This window comes from Streptomyces sp. NPDC045967 (assembly GCF_056430495.1).
This window is the reverse complement of the sequence record NZ_JBWKLE010000027.1, coordinates 18,948-36,809: the sequence shown is the minus strand read 5'-3', so window position 1 is coordinate 36,809 and position 17,862 is coordinate 18,948. Positions and strand designations below refer to the sequence as shown.

General features: G+C 71.6%; 17 protein-coding genes. 11 read left to right on the top strand and 6 right to left on the bottom strand.

What is annotated here, in order from left to right:
• Window positions 1-6 precede the first annotated feature (6 nt).
• From AC07FY_RS31175 to AC07FY_RS31155, 5 genes are all read left to right on the top strand, one after another.
• Window positions 7-1,299, top strand: a complete 1,293-nt coding sequence (locus AC07FY_RS31175) for an amidohydrolase family protein (RefSeq protein WP_479013193.1) — start codon at window positions 7-9, stop codon at window positions 1,297-1,299.
• A complete protein-coding gene (locus AC07FY_RS31170; RefSeq protein WP_479013190.1) occupies window positions 1,296-2,519 on the top strand; it encodes an amidohydrolase family protein in 1,224 nt (407 codons plus the stop codon). The genes AC07FY_RS31175 and AC07FY_RS31170 overlap by 4 nt, the downstream gene beginning before the upstream one ends.
• Window positions 2,520-2,731: 212 nt before the next feature.
• A complete protein-coding gene (locus AC07FY_RS31165; RefSeq protein WP_479013187.1) occupies window positions 2,732-3,703 on the top strand; it encodes a sterol desaturase family protein in 972 nt (323 codons plus the stop codon).
• Window positions 3,700-4,401: a lysoplasmalogenase gene (locus AC07FY_RS31160; RefSeq protein ID WP_479013184.1), complete on the top strand. Its 702-nt coding sequence runs from the start codon at window positions 3,700-3,702 to the stop codon at window positions 4,399-4,401. The genes AC07FY_RS31165 and AC07FY_RS31160 overlap by 4 nt, the downstream gene beginning before the upstream one ends.
• 30 nt (window positions 4,402-4,431) lie before the next feature.
• Entirely contained in the window at window positions 4,432-5,475 is a 1,044-nt protein-coding gene (locus AC07FY_RS31155) for a zinc-dependent alcohol dehydrogenase family protein (RefSeq protein ID WP_479013181.1), read from the top strand.
• A gap of 65 nt (window positions 5,476-5,540) precedes the next feature.
• On the opposite strand, the gene AC07FY_RS31150 is transcribed toward AC07FY_RS31155, so the two are convergent.
• The gene (locus AC07FY_RS31150; RefSeq protein WP_479013178.1) at window positions 5,541-7,085 is read right to left on the bottom strand and encodes a S8 family serine peptidase; all 1,545 of its coding nucleotides are present in this window, start codon (window positions 7,083-7,085) and stop codon (window positions 5,541-5,543) included.
• 259 nt (window positions 7,086-7,344) lie between these two features.
• Between AC07FY_RS31150 and AC07FY_RS31145 the strand changes: the two genes are divergently transcribed.
• From AC07FY_RS31145 to moaA, 3 genes are all read left to right on the top strand, one after another.
• On the top strand, window positions 7,345-7,722 hold the full coding sequence (locus AC07FY_RS31145) for a DUF485 domain-containing protein (RefSeq protein WP_479013175.1): 378 nt from the start codon (window positions 7,345-7,347) through the stop codon (window positions 7,720-7,722).
• The gene (locus tag AC07FY_RS31140) at window positions 7,719-9,347 is read left to right on the top strand and encodes a solute symporter family protein (RefSeq protein WP_479013173.1); all 1,629 of its coding nucleotides are present in this window, start codon (window positions 7,719-7,721) and stop codon (window positions 9,345-9,347) included. The genes AC07FY_RS31145 and AC07FY_RS31140 overlap by 4 nt, the downstream gene beginning before the upstream one ends.
• 152 nt (window positions 9,348-9,499) lie before the next feature.
• Complete coding sequence (moaA, locus tag AC07FY_RS31135; RefSeq protein WP_479013170.1) at window positions 9,500-10,489, top strand: GTP 3',8-cyclase MoaA; 990 nt, start codon at window positions 9,500-9,502, stop codon at window positions 10,487-10,489.
• Window positions 10,490-10,508: 19 nt separating this feature from the next.
• On the opposite strand, the gene AC07FY_RS31130 is transcribed toward moaA, so the two are convergent.
• Together AC07FY_RS31130 and AC07FY_RS31125 are read right to left on the bottom strand one after the other, a co-directional pair.
• Window positions 10,509-10,763 (bottom strand): hypothetical protein, encoded by a 255-nt coding sequence (locus AC07FY_RS31130; protein WP_479013167.1) that lies wholly within the window; start codon window positions 10,761-10,763, stop codon window positions 10,509-10,511.
• A 146-nt stretch (window positions 10,764-10,909) separates the two neighbouring features.
• On the bottom strand, window positions 10,910-11,251 hold the full coding sequence (locus AC07FY_RS31125) for a DUF3099 domain-containing protein (protein ID WP_479013165.1): 342 nt from the start codon (window positions 11,249-11,251) through the stop codon (window positions 10,910-10,912).
• Window positions 11,252-11,431: 180 nt separating this feature from the next.
• On the opposite strand from AC07FY_RS31125, the gene AC07FY_RS31120 reads away from it, so the two are divergent.
• Window positions 11,432-11,710, top strand: a complete 279-nt coding sequence (locus AC07FY_RS31120; RefSeq protein ID WP_479013162.1) for a GlsB/YeaQ/YmgE family stress response membrane protein — start codon at window positions 11,432-11,434, stop codon at window positions 11,708-11,710.
• Between the two features lie 121 nt (window positions 11,711-11,831).
• Here the strand turns inward: AC07FY_RS31120 and tyrS are convergent, their stop codons facing one another.
• From tyrS to AC07FY_RS31105, 3 genes are read right to left on the bottom strand one after another with little or no spacing between them, the layout of a single operon-like run.
• Window positions 11,832-13,100 carry a tyrosine--tRNA ligase gene (gene tyrS, locus AC07FY_RS31115; RefSeq protein ID WP_479013160.1) on the bottom strand — a complete coding sequence of 423 codons (1,269 nt, stop codon included), beginning with the start codon at window positions 13,098-13,100 and terminating at the stop codon, window positions 11,832-11,834.
• A 52-nt stretch (window positions 13,101-13,152) separates the two neighbouring features.
• Complete coding sequence (locus AC07FY_RS31110; RefSeq protein WP_479013157.1) at window positions 13,153-14,553, bottom strand: metallopeptidase TldD-related protein; 1,401 nt, start codon at window positions 14,551-14,553, stop codon at window positions 13,153-13,155.
• A complete protein-coding gene (locus AC07FY_RS31105; protein ID WP_479013155.1) occupies window positions 14,550-16,112 on the bottom strand; it encodes a TldD/PmbA family protein in 1,563 nt (520 codons plus the stop codon). The genes AC07FY_RS31110 and AC07FY_RS31105 overlap by 4 nt, the downstream gene beginning before the upstream one ends.
• Window positions 16,113-16,257: 145 nt before the next feature.
• Between AC07FY_RS31105 and fabG the strand changes: the two genes are divergently transcribed.
• Window positions 16,258-16,977: a 3-oxoacyl-[acyl-carrier-protein] reductase gene (gene fabG, locus AC07FY_RS31100; protein WP_479013152.1), complete on the top strand. Its 720-nt coding sequence runs from the start codon at window positions 16,258-16,260 to the stop codon at window positions 16,975-16,977.
• A 5-nt stretch (window positions 16,978-16,982) separates the two neighbouring features.
• Complete coding sequence (gene fabI / locus AC07FY_RS31095; protein ID WP_479013150.1) at window positions 16,983-17,753, top strand: enoyl-ACP reductase FabI; 771 nt, start codon at window positions 16,983-16,985, stop codon at window positions 17,751-17,753.
• Window positions 17,754-17,862: the final 109 nt, after the last annotated feature.

Sequence of the window (17,862 nt, the reverse complement as noted above, 5' to 3'; positions counted from 1 at the left end):
CCCGCCGTGCCTGACGAGACGTACGAAGACCCGTACCTGATCATCTCCTCCGACTGCCACGCGGGCCTGCCCACCGAGCGGTACCGCCCCTACCTCGACTCCCGCTTCCACGCCGCCTTCGACGAGTTCCTCGGGCAGCGCGACGCCCGGCGCGAGGAGGCCACCCGGCTCGGCATCCGCAACGAGGCCTTCGCCGAGAAGTGGTTCCACGACCACGAGGAGGGCCTCAAGGGCGGTTGGGACGCCGGGCAGCGCCTGAAGGAACTCGACGGCGACGGCGTGGCCGCCGAGGTCGTCTTCCCCGACGCGGACGCCGTCGACAGCCAGACCGCCGCCCCCTTCGGAGTGGGCCTCGGCCTCTCCGGCGACCAGGACCCCGACCTGGGCATGGCGGGCGCGCAGGCCCACAACCGCTGGCTCGCCGACTTCGTCGGGCAGAACCCCGAGCGGCACTGCGGCGTCGCGCTGCTGCCCGTCACCGGGGACCCGGACCGGGTGGTCGCCGAGATCCACCGGGCCAAGGAGTCCGGGCTGGGGGCGTTGATGATCCCCTCCATGTGGGTGGACAAGGCCCCCTACCACGACCGGCGCTACGACCCGGTCTGGGCGGCCGCCGCCGAGACGGCGATGCCGGTCGTGACCCACTCCGGGGCCGCCCCCCGTCACGAGTACGGCGACCACCTGGGCATCTACGTCTCCGAGGTCACCTGGTGGCCGGCGCGGCCGCTGTGGTTCCTGCTCTGGTCCGGGGTCTTCGAGCGGCACCCGGGGCTGAAGTTCGGCGTGGCCGAGTCGGGTTGCTGGTGGCTGCCCAACCAGCTGTGGTTCATGGACCGCCTCTACCTCGGCGCCCACGGCGGCAAGAAGCTCTCGCCGTTCGCCGAGCTCAAGCGCCCGCCGAGCGAGTACCTCGACCGGCAGGTCTTCGTCTGCGCCACCAACACCAAGCGCCGCGAACTGGCCCAGCGCTACGAGATCGGCGTGGACAACATCCTGTGGGGCTCGGACTTCCCGCACCCCGAGGGCACCTGGCCCGACACCCGCGCCTGGCTGCGCAGGACCTTCCACGACATCCCGGTGGGGGAGACCCGCCGGATGCTGGGGCTGGCGGCCGCCGAGGTCTTCGGCTTCGACACGGACAGGCTCGCCGCGACCGCCCGCCGGATCGGCCCCACCCCGGCCGAGCTCGGTCAATCCTCCGACCAGGCCGCGGTGGAGGCGTCCTGGGCCCGCTCGCGCGAGGTGGGCCGGCACTGGCTGACGGGGCGCGACTTCCCGGTGCTGGGGGTGTCGCGGTGACGGGCGGGGACCGCTACACGGTCATCTCGGCGGACTGCCACGCGGGCGCCGACCTGCTGGACTACAAGCCGTACCTGGAGAAGCGGTACCACGACGAGTTCGACGCCTGGGCCGCCACCTACGTGAACCCGTACGAGGACCTCCTCGCGGACACGGCGGACCGCAACTGGAACTCGGCGCGGCGGCTGGCGGAGCTGGAGGCCGACGGGATCGTCGCCGAGGTCGTCTTCCCCAACACCATCCCGCCGTTCTTCCCCAAGACCTCCCTGATGGCCCAGCCGCCGACCGCCGCCGAGTTCGAGATGCGGTGGGCCGGGCTCCAGGCCCACAACCGGTGGCTCGCGGACTTCTGCGCGCAGGCCCCGGGACGGCGGGCGGGGGTCGCCCAGATCCTGCTGAACGACGTCGACGCGGCGGTGGCGGAGATCCGCCGCACGCGGGAGGCGGGGCTGACGGGCGGCATCCTGCTGCCCGGGGTGCCACCCGGCTCCACCGTTCCCGAGCTGTACTCGGCCGCGTACGACCCCATCTGGGCCGTGTGCGACGAGCTCGACGTGCCGGTCAACCACCACGGCGGCTCGGCCTCCCCGCCGCTCGGCGACGAACCGGCCGCCCGGGCCGTCTTCATGGTGGAGACCACCTGGTTCTCGCACCGGGCCCTGTGGCACCTGGTCTTCGGCGGGGCCTTCCGCCGCCACCCCGGCCTGAAACTCGTCCTGACCGAGCAGGGCTCGGGCTGGATCCCGGGCGTGCTGGACATGCTGGACTACTACCACGGCCGCCTGGTCGCGGCCTCGGCGACGGCCGAGGCCAAGTTCGGCGCGGGCCTGGCGCAGGCCATGGGCAGGGGCCCGAGCGAGGTCTGGCGGGAGAACTGCTTCGTCGGTGCGAGCTTCATGCGCCCCCACGAGGTGCCCCTGCGGGAGCGGATCGGCCTCGACAAGATCATGTGGGGCAGCGACTACCCCCACGACGAGGGCACGGCCCCCTTCTCCCGGGAGGGCCTGCGCATCGCCTACGCGGGCCTCCCGCGGGAGGAGGTCGCCGCGATGGCCGGCGGCAACGCGGCGCGCGTCTACGGCTTCGACCTCACCCTGCTGGACGCCCTCGCGGCGAAGCACGGCCCGCTGGTCTCGGATATCGCGGTCCCCCTGACGGAGGTTCCGCCGGAGGCCACGAGCCCGGCCTTCGCCCGAGGGGGCTCGGTCCGCGTCTGGTAGCCCGCCTTCCGGCCCGGGGGGTCCGGCTCCCGGTGGGGAGCCGCCCCCGGACGGGAGGTCATACCGGGGCGCCGTACCGGGCAAGCAGCCGTACCGGTGCCGTCCCCCGCGCCCCGTCATGGCCCGCCCTGGCGAACCGTCGGTAACCTCGATGGATACCGATCGGTAACAACCCCTAGCGGCGCCCCGGAGGCCGCCTCTATGGTGCCGACATGCCGAACCTGCCCGATGTCGTGCTGTGGTCCATACCCGCCTTCGTGCTGCTCACCGTCATCGAGGTGGTCAGCTACCGGCTCCGCCCCGACGAGGACGCCGCCGGGTACGACGCCAAGGACGCCGTCACCAGCGTCACCATGGGGTTGGGCAGCATCGGCTTCGACCTGCTCTGGAAGATCCCGGTCGTCGCGGTGTTCACGGCCGTCTACGAACTCACCCCGCTGCGCGTGCCGTTCCTGTGGTGGACCCTCCTGCTGATGCTGCTCGCGCAGGACTTCCTCTACTACTGGCAGCACCGCCTCCACCACGTCATCCGCATCCTGTGGGCCTGCCACGTGGTCCACCACAGCAGTCGGCGGTTCAACCTCACCACCGCGCTGCGCCAGCCCTGGACCAGCGCCACCACCTGGTGGTTCTACCTGCCGATGGTGGCCCTCGGCGTGCACCCCGCCGCGATCCCGTTCTGCTACGGCATCAACCTGCTCTACCAGTTCTGGGTCCACACCGAGCGGATCGGGAAGCTGCCGCGCGCCTACGAGTACGTCTTCAACACCCCCTCCCACCACCGCGTCCACCACGCCTCGCAGGGCGGCTACCTGGACCGCAACTTCGGCGGGATCCTGATCGTCTGGGACCGGATGTTCGGTTCCTGGGTGGGGGAGACCGAGCGCCCCGTCTACGGGCTCACCAAGAACATCGGCACCCACAACCCGCTGCGCGTGGCCACCCACGAGTACGCCGCCATCGCCCGCGACGTCCGCGCGGCGAGCAGCTGGCGCGAGCGCGCCGGCCGGGTGTTCCGCGGCCCGGGCTGGCAGCCCGCAGCACCAGCCGCGACGCCCGCCGCGGCCACGCCCGCCGCGGCCACCGCCGCCTCGGTCGCGCCCGCCCCCGCCCCGCCCGCCCCCGCCGCGCCCGCCACCGAGGCCGTGGGCACCGCCGCCCCGGAGTCGGAGCACGCCGCGTGAGCGCCGCCGAGTCCCCGACGCCCTCCTGGGGCCGCCCCGCACCCGCGCGGGGCGCGGCCGCCTCCCGGGTCCTGCTCGGCGCCTTCGCCGCGGCCGCCGCCGCGGACCTCGGCTCGCTGCTCGCCGACTGGCACCTCGGGCACGTCCTCGCCAAACCCCTGCTGATGCCCCTGCTGGTGGCGTACGTGCTCACCCGCGGCGCCCCCCGCCTGCTGGTCGCCGCCCTGCTGTTCGGCTGGGGCGGGGACCTCGCGCTGCTCTTCGACGCCGAGCCCGCCTTCCTGATCGGCATGGGCTCCTTCGCCGCGGGGCACGTCTGCTACCTCGTGCTCTTCGGCCGCCGCCCGGCCAACCCGCTGCTCGGCGGCGGCTACCTGCTCGCGCTCCTCGGCACCGTCGGCCTGATGTGGCCCGACCTCCCGGCGGACCTGCGGATCCCCGTCGCGGGCTACAGCCTGCTCCTGACCGCCATGGCCTTCCGCTCCAGTGCCCTCGGGCTGCGCGCCGGGGCGGGCGGGGCGCTGTTCCTGCTCTCCGACACCCTCATCGCGACCGGGGTCGCCGCGTGGCCGCAGCTGCCGCGGCCCGACTTCTGGATCATGGCCACCTATCTGGCCGCCCAGTACCTCCTGGCCACGGGCGCGCTCGCCTCCGCGCAGGCGTACCGTGTGAAGGTCCTACAGGACCGCACCACCTGAGCCGCCCCCTAGCCGGAGGACTGCACCACCATGCGCGCCACCGTCATCCACGCCCCGCACGACATCCGCGTGGAGGAGGTGCCCGACGCTGCGATCCAGCGCCCCGAGGACGCCGTCGTCCGCGTCCTGCGTGCCTGCATCTGCGGCAGCGACCTCTGGGCCTACCGCGGCGAAGCTGCCCGCGAGCCCGGCCAGCGGATCGGCCACGAGTTCCTCGGCGTCGTCGAGGAGACCGGTTCCGCCGTCCGCGGCCTGCGCGCCGGCGACCTGGTCGTCGCCCCCTTCATGTGGTCCGACGGGACCTGCGCCTACTGCTCCGAAGGTCTGTACACCTCCTGCGTGCACGGCGGTTTCTGGGGCTCGGTCGGCCACGACGGCGGACAGGGCGAGGCCGTCCGCGTCCCGCACGCCGACGGCACCCTGGTGAAGCTGCCGGCCGCGGCCGTCTCCGACGAGCACCTGCTGACCGGGCTGCTCGCGCTCTCCGACGTCATGGGCACCGGCCACCACGCCGCGCTGGGCGCCGGCGTGCGCGCCGGCTCCACGGTCGCCGTCGTCGGCGACGGCGCCGTCGGCCTGTGCGGCGTCCTCGCCGCCAAGCGCCTCGGCGCCGAGCGGATCATCGCCCTCGGGCGCCACACCGCCCGTACGGACATCGCCCGGCTCTTCGGGGCCACGGACATCGTCGCCGAGCGCGGGGAGGCCGCCGAGGCGGCCGTCCGCGAACTCACCGGCGGTCAGGGCGCGCACGCTGTCATCGAGGCGGTCGGCACGGAGCAGTCCATGCGCACCGCCGTGCACATCACCCGCGACGGCGGGGCCATCGGCTACGTCGGCGTGCCGCACGGCAGCGGCACCGGCCTCGACCTCGGCGTGATGTTCGACCGCAACATCACCCTGCGCGGGGGCGTGGCCCCGGTCCGCGCCTACATCCCCGAGCTGCTTCAGGACGTCCTCAGCGGCGCCATCGACCCCTCTCCGCTCTTCGACCGGGCCGTGTCCCTGGCCGAGGTCCCCGACGGCTACCGCGCGATGGACGACCGCAGTGCGCTCAAGGTGCTGATCACGCCCTGACGACCGGTACGCGGAAGGGCCGGGCGGGATGGTCCCCGCCCGGCCCCTTTCCGTTGCCCAGCCGGTTACTTGACGGCCTTCAGCGCGTCGACCACGCCGTAGCCGTAGTAGCCCGTCTGGCCCCACTTGCTCTCGCAGGTGGTGGCGTCGACGAGGGTGCCCGCGCTGTTGTAGATCTGCGCCGGGCAGGGGGCCTTCGTGGCCTGGCTCTTGAGCATCGCCTGGAGCTGCGAGGGCGTGGCCGACGGGTGGGCGCTCTTGAGGAGCGCCGCGACGCCCGCGACGTGCGGGGCGGCCATCGAGGTGCCCTGCTTGTAGCCGTACCCGCCGCCCAGGACGGTGGACAGCACGCGGCCGTTCGCGTCCGGGGTGGCCGGTATCTGCCACTTGTCGCCGCCCGGGCCGGCGACGTCCACGACGCCCAGGCCGTAGCTGGAGTAGTACGAGCGCAGGCCCTGGTCGCCGGTCGCCGAGACCGTGACCACGCCCGGGAGCTGGGTGGGCAGGTCCAGGCAGACGCTCGGGTCGATGGTGCGCGGCACCGGGGTGGTGTCGTTCGGACTGGTGTCGTCGAGGATCGACTCCCCGGCCAGGTCGTGGTTGGAGTTGCCGGCCGAGGCCACGTGGAGCGTGCCCTTGCGCTCGGCGTACTTGGTGGCCCGGCCGATGGCCTCCACCAGCGCCTTCTGGTCGTCGTCCGACTTGCAGTTGTAGAGCCAGGGGTCGACGTAGTAGCTGTTGTTGGTCACCTCGATCCCCTTCTCGGCGGCGAACATGAAGCCGCAGACGACCGCCTCGGTGTAGAAGAGGCTGGTCCCCGGCTCGCTCACCTTGATGCCGGCGACCTTCACACCGGGCGCGACACCGCTGACGCCGATGCCGTTGCGGGGGGCCGCGATGGTGCCGGCCACGTGCGTGCCGTGGTCACTGCCGTCCGGGTAGGGACGCCAGGCGCCCTCGGAGGTGTCCGCGACACCGCCGACGCAGTTGGCCGACTGCTCCTTGGAGAAGTTCGGCGCCAGATCGGGGTGAGTGTCGTCGACACCTGTGTCGATGACGCCCACGGTGACGTCCTGGCTGCCATCGTTGATCTTGTGAGCCTGGTCGGCCTTGATCGTCCGCAGATCCCACTGGTTGGGCTCCAGCGGCTCCTGACCCTCCTGGGCCGCCGCGGCCGCCTTGGCGGCGTCCGCCGCGCTCAGCTGCTGCGTGGTGCCCTCGTCGGTCGTCTGCACCGCCTGGAGGGGGGCCGTACGGGTGGCGCCGACCGAGACGAACAGGCCGCGGTTGGCGCGCAGCTGCCGGGCGAAGTCGGGGTTCTGGGAGTGCGCGACGACGACCCCGATCTGCTCATAGGCCGTCACCACCGTTCCGCCGGCCCGCTCGATGGCCTTCTTCGCCGCCTTCACCGTGGCATACGCGTTGAGGTTCGCCACGTACGACAGCTTGGGGCCGGTGGTCTCCGCCCTCGAAGCCGTAGCCGCGTCCGCCGTGTTGCCCAGCGGGGCGGCCGAGGCCGAGACCGAGGGCAGGAAGGCGAGCGACGCGGTGAGCGCCAGGCCGACCGGTACGGCGAGAGCACGCCGGCGGCCGGATCCCAGATGAGCCATGGGTTCTCCACATCATCCTTGAAAAGAAGCCCGCCCGGTCGTGGTCACGGCGGACGGGTTCATGACATGGGGAACCTAGTGCCGGTGTTCCCCTTTGCGCCATCAGTTCGAGAAATCAGTTTCGAAAGAAGCGCCAGGTGTTGAACCGTCCCGACGCGCCGGCCGTGCCGTTGTCAGGGGGCGTCAGCGCCACCGTCCCCCCACGGAGGTTGTTTTGTCCGTCGTCCCCACCGCACCCGCGTCGCAAGGAGAGCCCCCCGTGACCACCGAAGCAGCGCCGCCGCCCGGCGGCACGGAAACGCCTCCGGCGGGTCCCGGCCCCGGGCCCACGGCCGAGGAGTTCACAGCCGTCCAGCAGAGTGCCGAGTTCGCCGAACTGCGCCGCTCCTACCGCTCCTTCGCCTTCCCGCTCACCGTCGCCTTCATCGCCTGGTACCTGCTCTACGTGCTGCTCTCCAGCTATGCGGGCGGCTTCATGGGGACCAAGCTCTTCGGCAACATCAACGTCGCCCTCGTCCTCGGCGTCGCCCAGTTCGCGACGACGTTCCTGATCGCCTGGCTGTACTCGCGGCACGCCGCCGCCAAGCTCGACCCCAGGGCCTCGGCCATCAAGGCACGGATGGAGGGCGGGAAATGAGCGGCACGCTCCACCTGACCACGGTCGCCGCCGGAGCCTCCGAGCACCGCCCGCTGATCATCACCCTGTTCGGCCTGTTCGTCGTCGCCACCCTGATCATCACCATCTGGGCCGGCCGCCAGACCAAGGGCGCCGCCGACTTCTACGCCGGCGGCCGGCAGTTCACCGGGTTCCAGAACGGCCTCGCGATCTCCGGCGACTACATGTCCGCCGCGTCCTTCCTCGGCATCGCCGGAGCCATCGCCCTCTTCGGCTACGACGGCTTCCTCTACTCCATCGGCTTCCTCGTCGCCTGGCTCGTGGCCCTGCTGCTCGTCGCCGAACCGCTGCGCAACTCCGGTCGCTACACGATGGGCGACGTCCTCGCCTACCGGATGCGCCAGCGGCCCGTCCGTACCGCCGCCGGCACGTCCACCATCGTCGTCTCGATCTTCTACCTGCTCGCCCAGATGGCCGGCGCCGGCGTGCTCGTCTCGCTGCTCCTCGGCATCACCAGCGACGGCGGCAAGGTCGCGGTCGTCGCGCTGGTCGGCGTCCTGATGATCGTCTACGTGACGATCGGCGGCATGAAGGGCACCACCTGGGTCCAGATGATCAAGGCCGTGCTGCTCATCGCGGGCGCCCTCCTGATCACCTTCCTGGTGCTGTGGAAGTTCAGCTTCAACGTCTCCGCGCTGCTCGGACAGGCCGCCGAGAACAGCGGACAGGGCACCAAGTTCCTCGAACCGGGGCTCAAGTACGGCAAGGACTCGCTCACCAAGCTGGACTTCATCTCGCTGGGCCTGGCCCTGGTGCTCGGCACCGCCGGCCTGCCGCACATCCTGATCCGCTTCTACACCGTGCCGACGGCCAAGGCCGCCCGCAAGTCCGTGAACTGGGCCATCGGCATCATCGGCGCCTTCTACCTGATGACCATCGCCCTCGGCTTCGGAGCCGCCGCCCTGCTCGAGCGGGACGACATCCTCGCCTCGAACAAGGCCGGCAACACCGCGGCCCCGCTGCTCGCCCAGGAGATCGGCGGCGGCGCGGGCTCCACCGGCGGCGCGGTCCTGCTGGCCGTGATCTCCGCGGTCGCCTTCGCCACCATCCTCGCCGTGGTCGCGGGCCTCACCCTGGCCTCCTCCTCGTCCTTCGCGCACGACCTGTACGTCAACGTCATCCGCAAGGGCAAGGCCACCGAGAAGGAGGAGGTGCGCGCGGCCCGCTGGTCCACCGTGGTCATCGGCGCCGCCGCCATCGGCCTCGGCGCCCTCGCCCGCGACCTCAACGTCGCCGGCCTGGTCGCCCTCGCCTTCGCCGTCGCCGCCTCCGCCAACCTGCCGACGATCCTCTACAGCCTCTTCTGGAAGCGCTTCAGCACCCAGGGCGCGCTGTGGTCCATCTATGGCGGCCTGGTATCGGCGGTCGGTCTGGTGCTGTTCTCCCCGGTCGTCTCCGGCAAGCCGACCTCGATGTTCAAGGACGCCGACTTCTACTGGTTCCCGCTGGAGAACCCGGGGATCGTCTCCATCCCGCTCGGCTTCCTGCTGGGCTGGCTGGGAACCGTCCTGTCCAAGGAGAAGGCCGATCCGCAGAAGTTCGCCGAGTTGGAGGTCCGCTCCCTCACCGGAACAGGCGCTCACTGAGATCGTCCGAACACCCACCGTGGCCGCGTCGTAGTTCCGTACGACGCGGCCCCCGTGTCTCTCGTCCGTTCGGGCGCCCCTGGATGTAACACCCGTCGCGTAGGCTCAAAGCATCCAACCTCTACAGATCCGGACAGGGGAGGGGGCCCACAGTGCTTCTCGACACCTACGGCCGCGTGGCCACTGACCTGCGCGTCTCGCTCACCGACCGGTGCAATCTCCGCTGTACCTACTGCATGCCCGAAGAAGGGCTGCAATGGCTCGGCAAGTCCGATCTGCTCACCGACGAGGAGATCGTCCGGCTCATCCGGATCGCCGTCACCGACCTCGGCATCACCGAGGTCCGCTTCACCGGAGGCGAGCCGCTGCTGCGCCCGGGTCTCGTCGGGATCGTCGAGCAGTGCGCGGCCCTCGAACCGCGCCCCAGGATGTCCCTGACCACCAACGGCATCGGCCTCAAGCGCACCGCGCAGGCGCTGAAGGCCGCCGGCCTGGACCGGGTGAACGTCTCGCTCGACACCCTGCGGCCCGAGGTCTTCAAGACCCTCACCCGTCGCGACCGGCACAAGGACGTCATCGACGGCATGGCCGCCGCCCGGGAAGCCGGCCTCACCCCCGTCAAGGTCAACGCCGTCCTGATGCCCGGGCTCAACGACGACGAGGCCCCCGACCTGCTGGCGTGGGCCGTGGAGAACGAGTACGAGCTGCGCTTCATCGAGCAGATGCCCCTCGACGCCCAGCACGGCTGGAAGCGCGAGGGCATGATCACCGCCGGTGACATCCTCCGGTCCCTGCGGGCCCGCTTCGAGCTCACCGAGGAGGGGGCCGACGAGCGCGGCTCCGCCCCGGCCGAGCGCTGGCTGGTCGACGGCGGCCCGGCCACCGTCGGCGTCATCGCCTCGGTCACCCGCCCCTTCTGCGGAGCCTGCGACCGCACGCGGCTCACGGCCGACGGCCAGATCCGCACGTGCCTGTTCGCCACCGAGGAGTCGGACCTGCGGTCCGCGCTGCGCTCGGGCGCCGAGGACGAGGAGATCGCCCGGCTGTGGAAGGTGGCCATGTGGGGCAAGAAGGCCGGATCCGGCCTGGACGACCCGTCCTTCCTGCAGCCCGAGCGCCCCATGTCGGCGATCGGCGGCTAGGCCCCGACCGCCCGGCGGCTCAGCCCGTGCGCTCCGAGCCCTCCGGCTGCACCCACTCGCCGAGCTCCACCACGTCCTTCAGGAACCCGCGGACGTCGAGGAAGCGGGACAGGTGGTCGCGGTGCTCCTCGCACGCCAGCCAGGTCTTGCGGCGCTCCGGCGTGTGCAGCGAGGGGTTGTTCCATGCCAGCACCCAGACGGCCGCGTCACGGCAGCCCTTGGCGGAGCAGGTGGGGACGTCGGTGCGGGGGGTGTCGGTATCAGGGGAGGTCACGCCTCAACCCTACAAACCGCCGGAACGGAATGGCGACGCCGAGCAGCCACGGGGGGAGCTGCCCGGCGTCGGTCCGTCGCTCCGACGGGGGATGCGGAGCGCGTAGGCAGTATGTCACGCAGGACCCGGTACGGTGCACCGGAACTTCATGATTGATCTGAGCTTTTCCTGAGGTTTCCCGCTTCCAGCGCGGGCAGCACCGGAGCCTGGATGAAGTGCGAGGGCAGCGAGGGGGCCGACTCGCGTCCCGCGTTGGCGATGACCACGGCGACGTACGGCAGCAACGCTCCCGCGACCAGCGTCACGATCGCCACCGGCCGCTGGACGTTCCACAGCACGACCGTCGCGATGACCGACAAGGTCCTGACGGCCATCGAGATCACGTAGCGGCGCTGACGGCCCCGCACGTCCTCGGTGAGCCCCATGCGCGCGCCCGTGATCCGGAAGACCTCGGCGCCGTCCCGCTTGTGTCGTCTCGTCCGCTCCATGCTCCACCACCGATCACCCGCCGGACGCTCGCTGCCGGCCCGGACCCTCTCCACGGTACGCCGCCTCCCCGGTCGTGAGGAGAGCGGGTCACCCCGAATGGTGCCGTCCGACATGCGCGGTGCGCCGGACGGTCCGACACTGGGCCCACGTGCGCACAACGCGCCAGGAGGAGGCTCGACATGCACTGGTTGTGGGCGATCATCGTCGGTTTGGTGCTGGGTCTGCTGGCCCGGCTGGTCCTGCCCGGCAAGCAGCACCAGCCCCTGTGGCTGACCGCGATCATGGGCATCCTGGGCGGTGTCCTGGGCAACGCCGTCGCCACCTGGATCGGGGTCGCCGACACCCGGGGCATCGACTGGATCCGCCACCTGCTCCAGCTGGCGGGCGCGGTCGCCCTCGTGGCGCTCGGTGAGATGGCCTACAAGGCCATGCGGGGCGGTCGGCGCGAGATGACCTAGCCGTTCCGGCCGCGTCCCGTCCCGGAACGCGGCGGAGGGGCCGGCCGGACCAACTGTCTGCACCGGCCCCTCCGCCGCGTTCTGCTGCGGGCCTTCCGGGCATTCGCCCGGCGACCGCCCGTCAGGCGCCGGCGACCTCGACCGCCGCCAGGTTCTTCTTGCCGCGCCGCAGGACCAGCCACCGTCCGTGCAGCAGGTCCTCCTCGGCGGGGACCGCGTCCTCGGCCGTCACCTTCACGTTGTTCACGTAGGCGCCGCCCTCCTTCACCGTCCGCCGGCCGGCCGACTTGCTCGGGACCAGGCCGGTTTCCGCCAGCAGGTCCACCACCGGGCCGAGCTCCGCGACCCGGGCGTGCGGCAGCTCCGACAGGGCCGCGGCCAGCGTGGCCTCGTCCAGCTCCGCCAGGTCGCCCTGTCCGAACAGCGCCTTCGACGCGGCGATCACGGCCGCGCACTGGTCGGCGCCGTGGACCAGCGTGGTCAGCTCCTCCGCCAGCGCCCGCTGCGCGGCGCGCGCCTGCGGGCGCTCGGCGGTCTGCGCCTCCAGCTCCTCCAGCTCCTCGCGGCTCCGGAAGGACAGGATCCGCATGTAGGTGGAGATGTCCCGGTCGTCCACGTTCAGCCAGAACTGGTAGAACGCGTACGGCGTGGTCATCTCCGGGTCCAGCCAGACGGCCCCGCCCTCGGTCTTGCCGAACTTGGTGCCGTCCGCCTTGACCATGAGCGGGGTCGCCATCGCGTGCACGACCGCCCCCGGCTCGACCCGGTGGATCAGGTCCAGCCCGGCCGTCAGGTTGCCCCACTGGTCGGAGCCGCCCTGCTGGAGCACGCAGCCGTGGCGCCGGTACAGCTCCAGGAAGTCCATGCCCTGCAGCAGCTGGTAGCTGAACTCCGTGTAGCTGATGCCCTGGTCGGACTCCAGGCGCTTGGCCACCGAGTCCTTCGTCAGCATCTTGTTGACGCGGAAGTGCTTGCCGATGTCCCGCAGGAACTCGATGGCGGACATGCCCGCCGTCCAGTCCAGGTTGTTGACCAGGACCGCCGCGTTCTCGCCCTCGAAGGACAGGAACGGCTCGATCTGCGACCGCAGCCGGTTCACCCACTCCGCGATGACCGCGGGATCGTTCAGCGTGCGCTCGGCGGTCGGCCGCGGGTCGCCGATCTGGCCGGTGGCCCCGCCGACCAGCGCCAGCGGCCGGTTCCCGGCCAGCTGGAGCCGGCGCATGGTGAGCACCTGGACGAGGTGGCCGACGTGCAGCGAGGCGGCGGTCGGGTCGTAGCCGCAATAGAACGTGACGGGACCGTCCGCGAAGGCCTTGCGCAGCGCTTCTTCGTCAGTGGACTGGGCGAAGAGCCCGCGCCACTTCAGTTCGTCGACGATGTCCGTCACGGTCTCTCGACTCCTTACGTTTTGTGGAAATGCCGTGCTCAGTCTAGGTGCGTCAGACGCCCTGGCTCACCGAACTCATGTTGAAGTCCGGGATGCGGACAGCCGGCATCGCGGCCCGCGTGAACCAGTCGCCCCACTCGCGCGGCAGCGTCTTCTCCGTCCGGCCCGCCTCCGTGGCCCGCGCCAGGAGGCCGACCGGGGACTCGTTGAACCGGAAGTTGTTCACCGCGCCCGTGACCTGGCCGTTCTCCACCAGGTACACCCCGTCCCGGGTGAGGCCCGTGAGCAGCAGGGTGGCCGGATCGACTTCGCGGATGTACCAGAGACAGGTGAGCAGCAGACCCCGCTCGGTACCGGCGACCATCTCCTCCAGGGACTTCTCCCCGCCGCCGTCCAGGACCAGGTTGCCGAAGGCCGGGGCCAGCGGCAGGTCGGTCAGCGCGGCGCTGTGCCGGGTCGTGGTCAGCCGGGTCAGCTCGCCTTCGCGGATCCACTCGGTCGCCGCGACCGGCAGGCCGTTGTCGAACACCGACGCGTCGTCCCCCGAGCTGTGCGCGATGACGAACGGCGCGGACTCCAGGCCCGGCTCGTTCGGGTCGCTGCGCAGCGTCAGCGGGAGGGAGGAGAGCCGCTCCCCGACCCGGGTGCCGCCGCCGGGCTTGGAGAAGACCGTCCGGCCCTCCACCGCGTCCCGCGCCGACGCCGACCACATCTGGTAGATCAGCAGGTCCGCCACGGCCGTCGGCGGCAGCAGCGTCTCGTACCGGCCGGCGGGCAGCTCGACCTTCCGCTCGGCCCAGCCGAGGCGGACGGCGAGCTCCGCGTCCAAGGCCGTCGGGTCCACGTCCTTGAAGTCGCGGGTGGCGCGGCCGGCCCACGCGGAGCGCTGCCGGTCCGGCGACTTGGCGTTGAGCTCCAGGGTGCCCTTGGGCTGGTCGTGCCGCAGCCGCAGGCCCGTGGAGGTCCCGACGTACGTCGAGACCAGCTCGTGGTTGGCGAATCCGTACAGCTCGCGGCCACCCGCGCGGGCCCGGGCGAAGGACTCGCCGAGCGCCGGGGCGAAGTCCGCGAAGACCGCCGAGGAGGTCTCGGCCGGGGCGTCGGTGAAGTCCGGCGAGGCGGGGGTCCCGGTCACCAGCGGCTGGGCGTCCTCGGCGGGACCGGCCCCGCGGGCGGCCGCCTCGGCGGCGCGCACCAGCGGCTCCAGGTCCGCGGCGGTGACGGCGGTGCGCGAGACGACCCCCGAGGCCGTCCCCTCCCGGCCGTCGACCGTGGCGATGACCGTCAGGGTCCGGCCGCGGGTGACGCCGTTGGTGGTGAGCGCGTTGCCCGCCCAGCGCAGGTTGGCGGTGGACTGCTCGTCGGCGATGACGACGCAGCCGTCGGCGGTGGACAGCTCCAGGGCCCGCTCGACGATCTCGTGGGGCTTGGTCGATCGGGTCGACGGGGTCATCGTCCGGCCTCCTGCGTGGTGTTCAGGATGTTCACGTCGCGGAACAGGGCGGACGGGCAGCCGTGGCTGACCGACGCGACCTGGCCCGGCTGGGCCTTTCCGCAGTTGAAGGCGCCGCCCAGGACATAGGTCTGCGGACCGCCGACCTTCTCCATGGAGCCCCAGAACTCGGTGGTCGTGGCCTGGTAGGCGACGTCGCGCAGCTGTCCGGCCAGCCGGCCGTTCTCGATGCGGAAGAACCGCTGCCCGGTGAACTGGAAGTTGTAGCGCTGCATGTCGATCGACCAGGAGCGGTCGCCGACCACGTAGATCCCGCGCTCGACCCCGCCGATCAGGTCCTCGGTGGACAGGCCGCCCGGATCCGGCTGGAGCGAGACGTTCGCCATGCGCTGCACGGGCACGTGGCCGGGGGAGTCGGCGTAGGCGCAGCCGTTGGAGCGGCCGAGGCCGGTCAGCTTGGCGATGCGCCGGTCCAGCTGGTAGCCGACCAGGGTGCCGTCCTTGACCAGGTCCCAGCTCTGCGCCTCGACGCCCTCGTCGTCGTACCCGACGGTGGCCAGTCCGTGCTCGGCGGTGCGGTCACCGGTCACGTTCATGATCGGGGAGCCGTACTTGAGCGTGCCGAGCTGGTCGAAGGTGGCGAAGGAGGTCCCCGCGTACGCCGCCTCGTAGCCCAGCGCCCGGTCCAGCTCGGTGGCGTGGCCGATGGACTCGTGGATGGTGAGCCACAGGTTGGACGGGTCCACCACCAGGTCGTAGCGCCCGGCCCGGACGCTCGGCGCCTTCATCTTCTCGGCGAGCAGGCCGGGGATCTGCTCCAGCTCCGCGTCCCAGTCCCAGCCGGTGCCGGTCAGGTACTCCCAGCCGCGGCCGGCGGGCGGGGCGATGGTGCGCATCGAGTCGAACTCGCCGGTGGCGGCGTTGACGGCGACCGCCGTGAGCTGCGGGTGGACGCGCACCCGCTGCTGGGTGGTCGTCGTGCCCGCGGTGTCGGCATAGAACTTGTTCTCGCGCACGGCCAGCAGGGAGGCGTCGACGTGCGCGACCCCGTCCGCCGCCAGCAGCCGCGCGCTCCAGTCGGCCAGCAGCGCCGCCTTCTCCGTGTCCGCCACCTCGAACGGGTCCACGTCGTAGGCGGAGATCCACGTCCGGTCCGCGTGCACCGGCTCCTCGGCGAGCTCCACCCGCTCGTCGGAACCGGCCGCCTTGATCACCTGGGCGGACAGCTTCGCCATGGCCACGGCCTGGGAGGCCACCCGCGCGGCGGCGTCCATGGTCAGGTCCACGCCGGAGGCGAACCCCCAGCTGCCCCCGTGCACCACCCGGACCGCGTAGCCGAGGTCAGTGGTGTCGGACCCGCCGGAGGGCTTGGCGTCCCGCAGCCGCCAGGAGGCGCTGCGGATCCGCTCCAGCCGGAAATCGGCATGCTCGGCGCCCAGCGCGCGGGCCCGGGCGAGCGCCGCGTCGGCGAGCGCGCGCAGGGGGAGCGCGGTGAAGGCCGCGTCGATGGAATGGGGCACGGAATTCCTCCCGAAGTCGGGGCCGGTCTCCCCGATCATGTCGCGCCCGGGGCGGTCGTGCCTACCTCTTTCTGTAGGGATTCGACAGAGCCCGTCCCAAGGCCCTGTCGGAGGTCGATTCTCCGTACGCGGGGCGCGGCCTATAGGTTTCCGGTATTCAGACCGCTAGCGAAAGGGTGATCCGTTGAGCCGCTCGGTTCTCGTCACCGGAGGAAACCGGGGCATCGGCCTCGCCATCGCCCGTGCCTTCGCGGAGGGCGGAGACAAGGTCGCGATCACGTACCGGTCGGGAGAGCCGCCGCAGGAGCTCGCCTCGCTCGGCGTGCTGGCGGTCCGGTGCGACATCACCGACTCCGAGCAGGTGGAGCAGGCCTACAAGCAGATCGAGGAAGCGCACGGCGCGGTCGAGGTGCTGGTGGCCAACGCGGGCATCACCAAGGACACCCTGCTGATGCGGATGACCGAGGAGGACTTCACCTCGGTCGTCGACACCAACCTCACCGGCACCTTCCGGGTGGTCAAGCGCGCGAACCGCGGCATGCTGCGGGCCAAGAAGGGCCGCGTCGTCCTGATCTCCTCGGTCGTCGGACTGCTGGGATCGGCGGGCCAGGCCAACTACGCCGCCTCCAAGGCCGCGCTGGTCGGCTTCGCCCGGTCGCTCGCCCGCGAGCTGGGCTCCCGCAACATCACCTTCAACGTGGTCGCCCCCGGCTTCGTCGACACGGACATGACCAAGGTCCTCACCGACGAGCAGCGTGCGGGCATCGTGGGCCAGGTGCCGCTCGGCCGCTACGCGCAGCCCGAGGAGATCGCGGCGGCCGTGAGCTTCCTGGCGTCCGACGACGCCGCGTACATCACCGGAGCCGTCATTCCCGTTGACGGCGGATTGGGCATGGGTCACTGATCACCATGAGCGGAATTCTCGAGGGCAAGCGCATCCTCATCACCGGCGTGCTGATGGAGTCCTCCATCGCGTTCCACGCCGCCAAGCTCGCCCAGGAGCAGGGTGCCGAGGTCATCCTCACGGCGTGGCCGCGGCCGACGCTGACGGAGCGGATCGCCAAGAAGCTGCCCAAGCCCGTCAAGGTGATCGAGCTCGACGTCACCAACGACGAGCACCTGGCCCGCCTGGAGGGCCTCGTCCGCGACGAGCTCGGCGGTCTCGACGGTGTCGTCCACTCCATCGGCTTCGCGCCGCAGGACGCCCTGGGCGGCAACTTCCTGAACACGCCGTTCGAGTCGGTCGCCACCGCCATGCACGTCTCGGCGTTCTCGCTGAAGTCGCTGACCATGGCCTGCAAGCCGCTCTTCCCGCAGGAGGGCGCGGCCATCGTCGGCCTCACCTTCGACGCGCAGTTCGCCTGGCCGCAGTACGACTGGATGGGCCCGGCCAAGGCCGCGCTGGAAGCCACCAGCCGCTACCTCGCCCGCGACCTGGGCAAGGAGAACATCCGCTGCAACCTGATCTCGGCGGGCCCGCTCGGCTCCATGGCCGCCAAGTCCATCCCGGGCTTCGGCGAGCTGGCCGACGTGTGGAACTCCCGCTCCATGCTGGAGTGGGACATGACCGACCCGGAGCCGACCGGGCGCGGCGTCGTCGCCCTGCTGTCGGACTGGTTCCCCAAGACCACCGGCGAGATCATCCACGTGGACGGCGGCCTGCACGCGATGGGCGCCTGACCCCCGCTCCGTACGGCGGCGGGGGGGGGGGGGGGGGGGGGGGGGGGGGGGGGGGGGGGGGGGTGTTTGGATTTTCTCTCAAGGTTCCCACTTACCTGATCCTGCCCCT

Excerpts from the sequence above, each read along its gene's own strand:
- AC07FY_RS31165 (WP_479013187.1), top strand. The coding sequence starts at position 2,732 with ATGCCGAACCTGCCCGATGTCGTGCTGTGGTCCATACCCGCCTTCGTG.
- AC07FY_RS31155 (WP_479013181.1), top strand. The coding sequence starts at position 4,432 with ATGCGCGCCACCGTCATCCACGCCCCGCACGACATCCGCGTGGAGGAG.
- AC07FY_RS31150 (WP_479013178.1), bottom strand. The coding sequence starts at position 7,085 with ATGGCTCATCTGGGATCCGGCCGCCGGCGTGCTCTCGCCGTACCGGTC.
- AC07FY_RS31140 (WP_479013173.1), top strand. The coding sequence starts at position 7,719 with ATGAGCGGCACGCTCCACCTGACCACGGTCGCCGCCGGAGCCTCCGAG.
- AC07FY_RS31125 (WP_479013165.1), bottom strand. The coding sequence starts at position 11,251 with ATGGAGCGGACGAGACGACACAAGCGGGACGGCGCCGAGGTCTTCCGG.
- AC07FY_RS31120 (WP_479013162.1), top strand. The coding sequence starts at position 11,432 with ATGCACTGGTTGTGGGCGATCATCGTCGGTTTGGTGCTGGGTCTGCTG.
- AC07FY_RS31110 (WP_479013157.1), bottom strand. The coding sequence starts at position 14,553 with ATGACCCCGTCGACCCGATCGACCAAGCCCCACGAGATCGTCGAGCGG.
- AC07FY_RS31105 (WP_479013155.1), bottom strand. The coding sequence starts at position 16,112 with ATGATCGGGGAGACCGGCCCCGACTTCGGGAGGAATTCCGTGCCCCAT.
- fabI (WP_479013150.1), top strand. The coding sequence starts at position 16,983 with ATGAGCGGAATTCTCGAGGGCAAGCGCATCCTCATCACCGGCGTGCTG.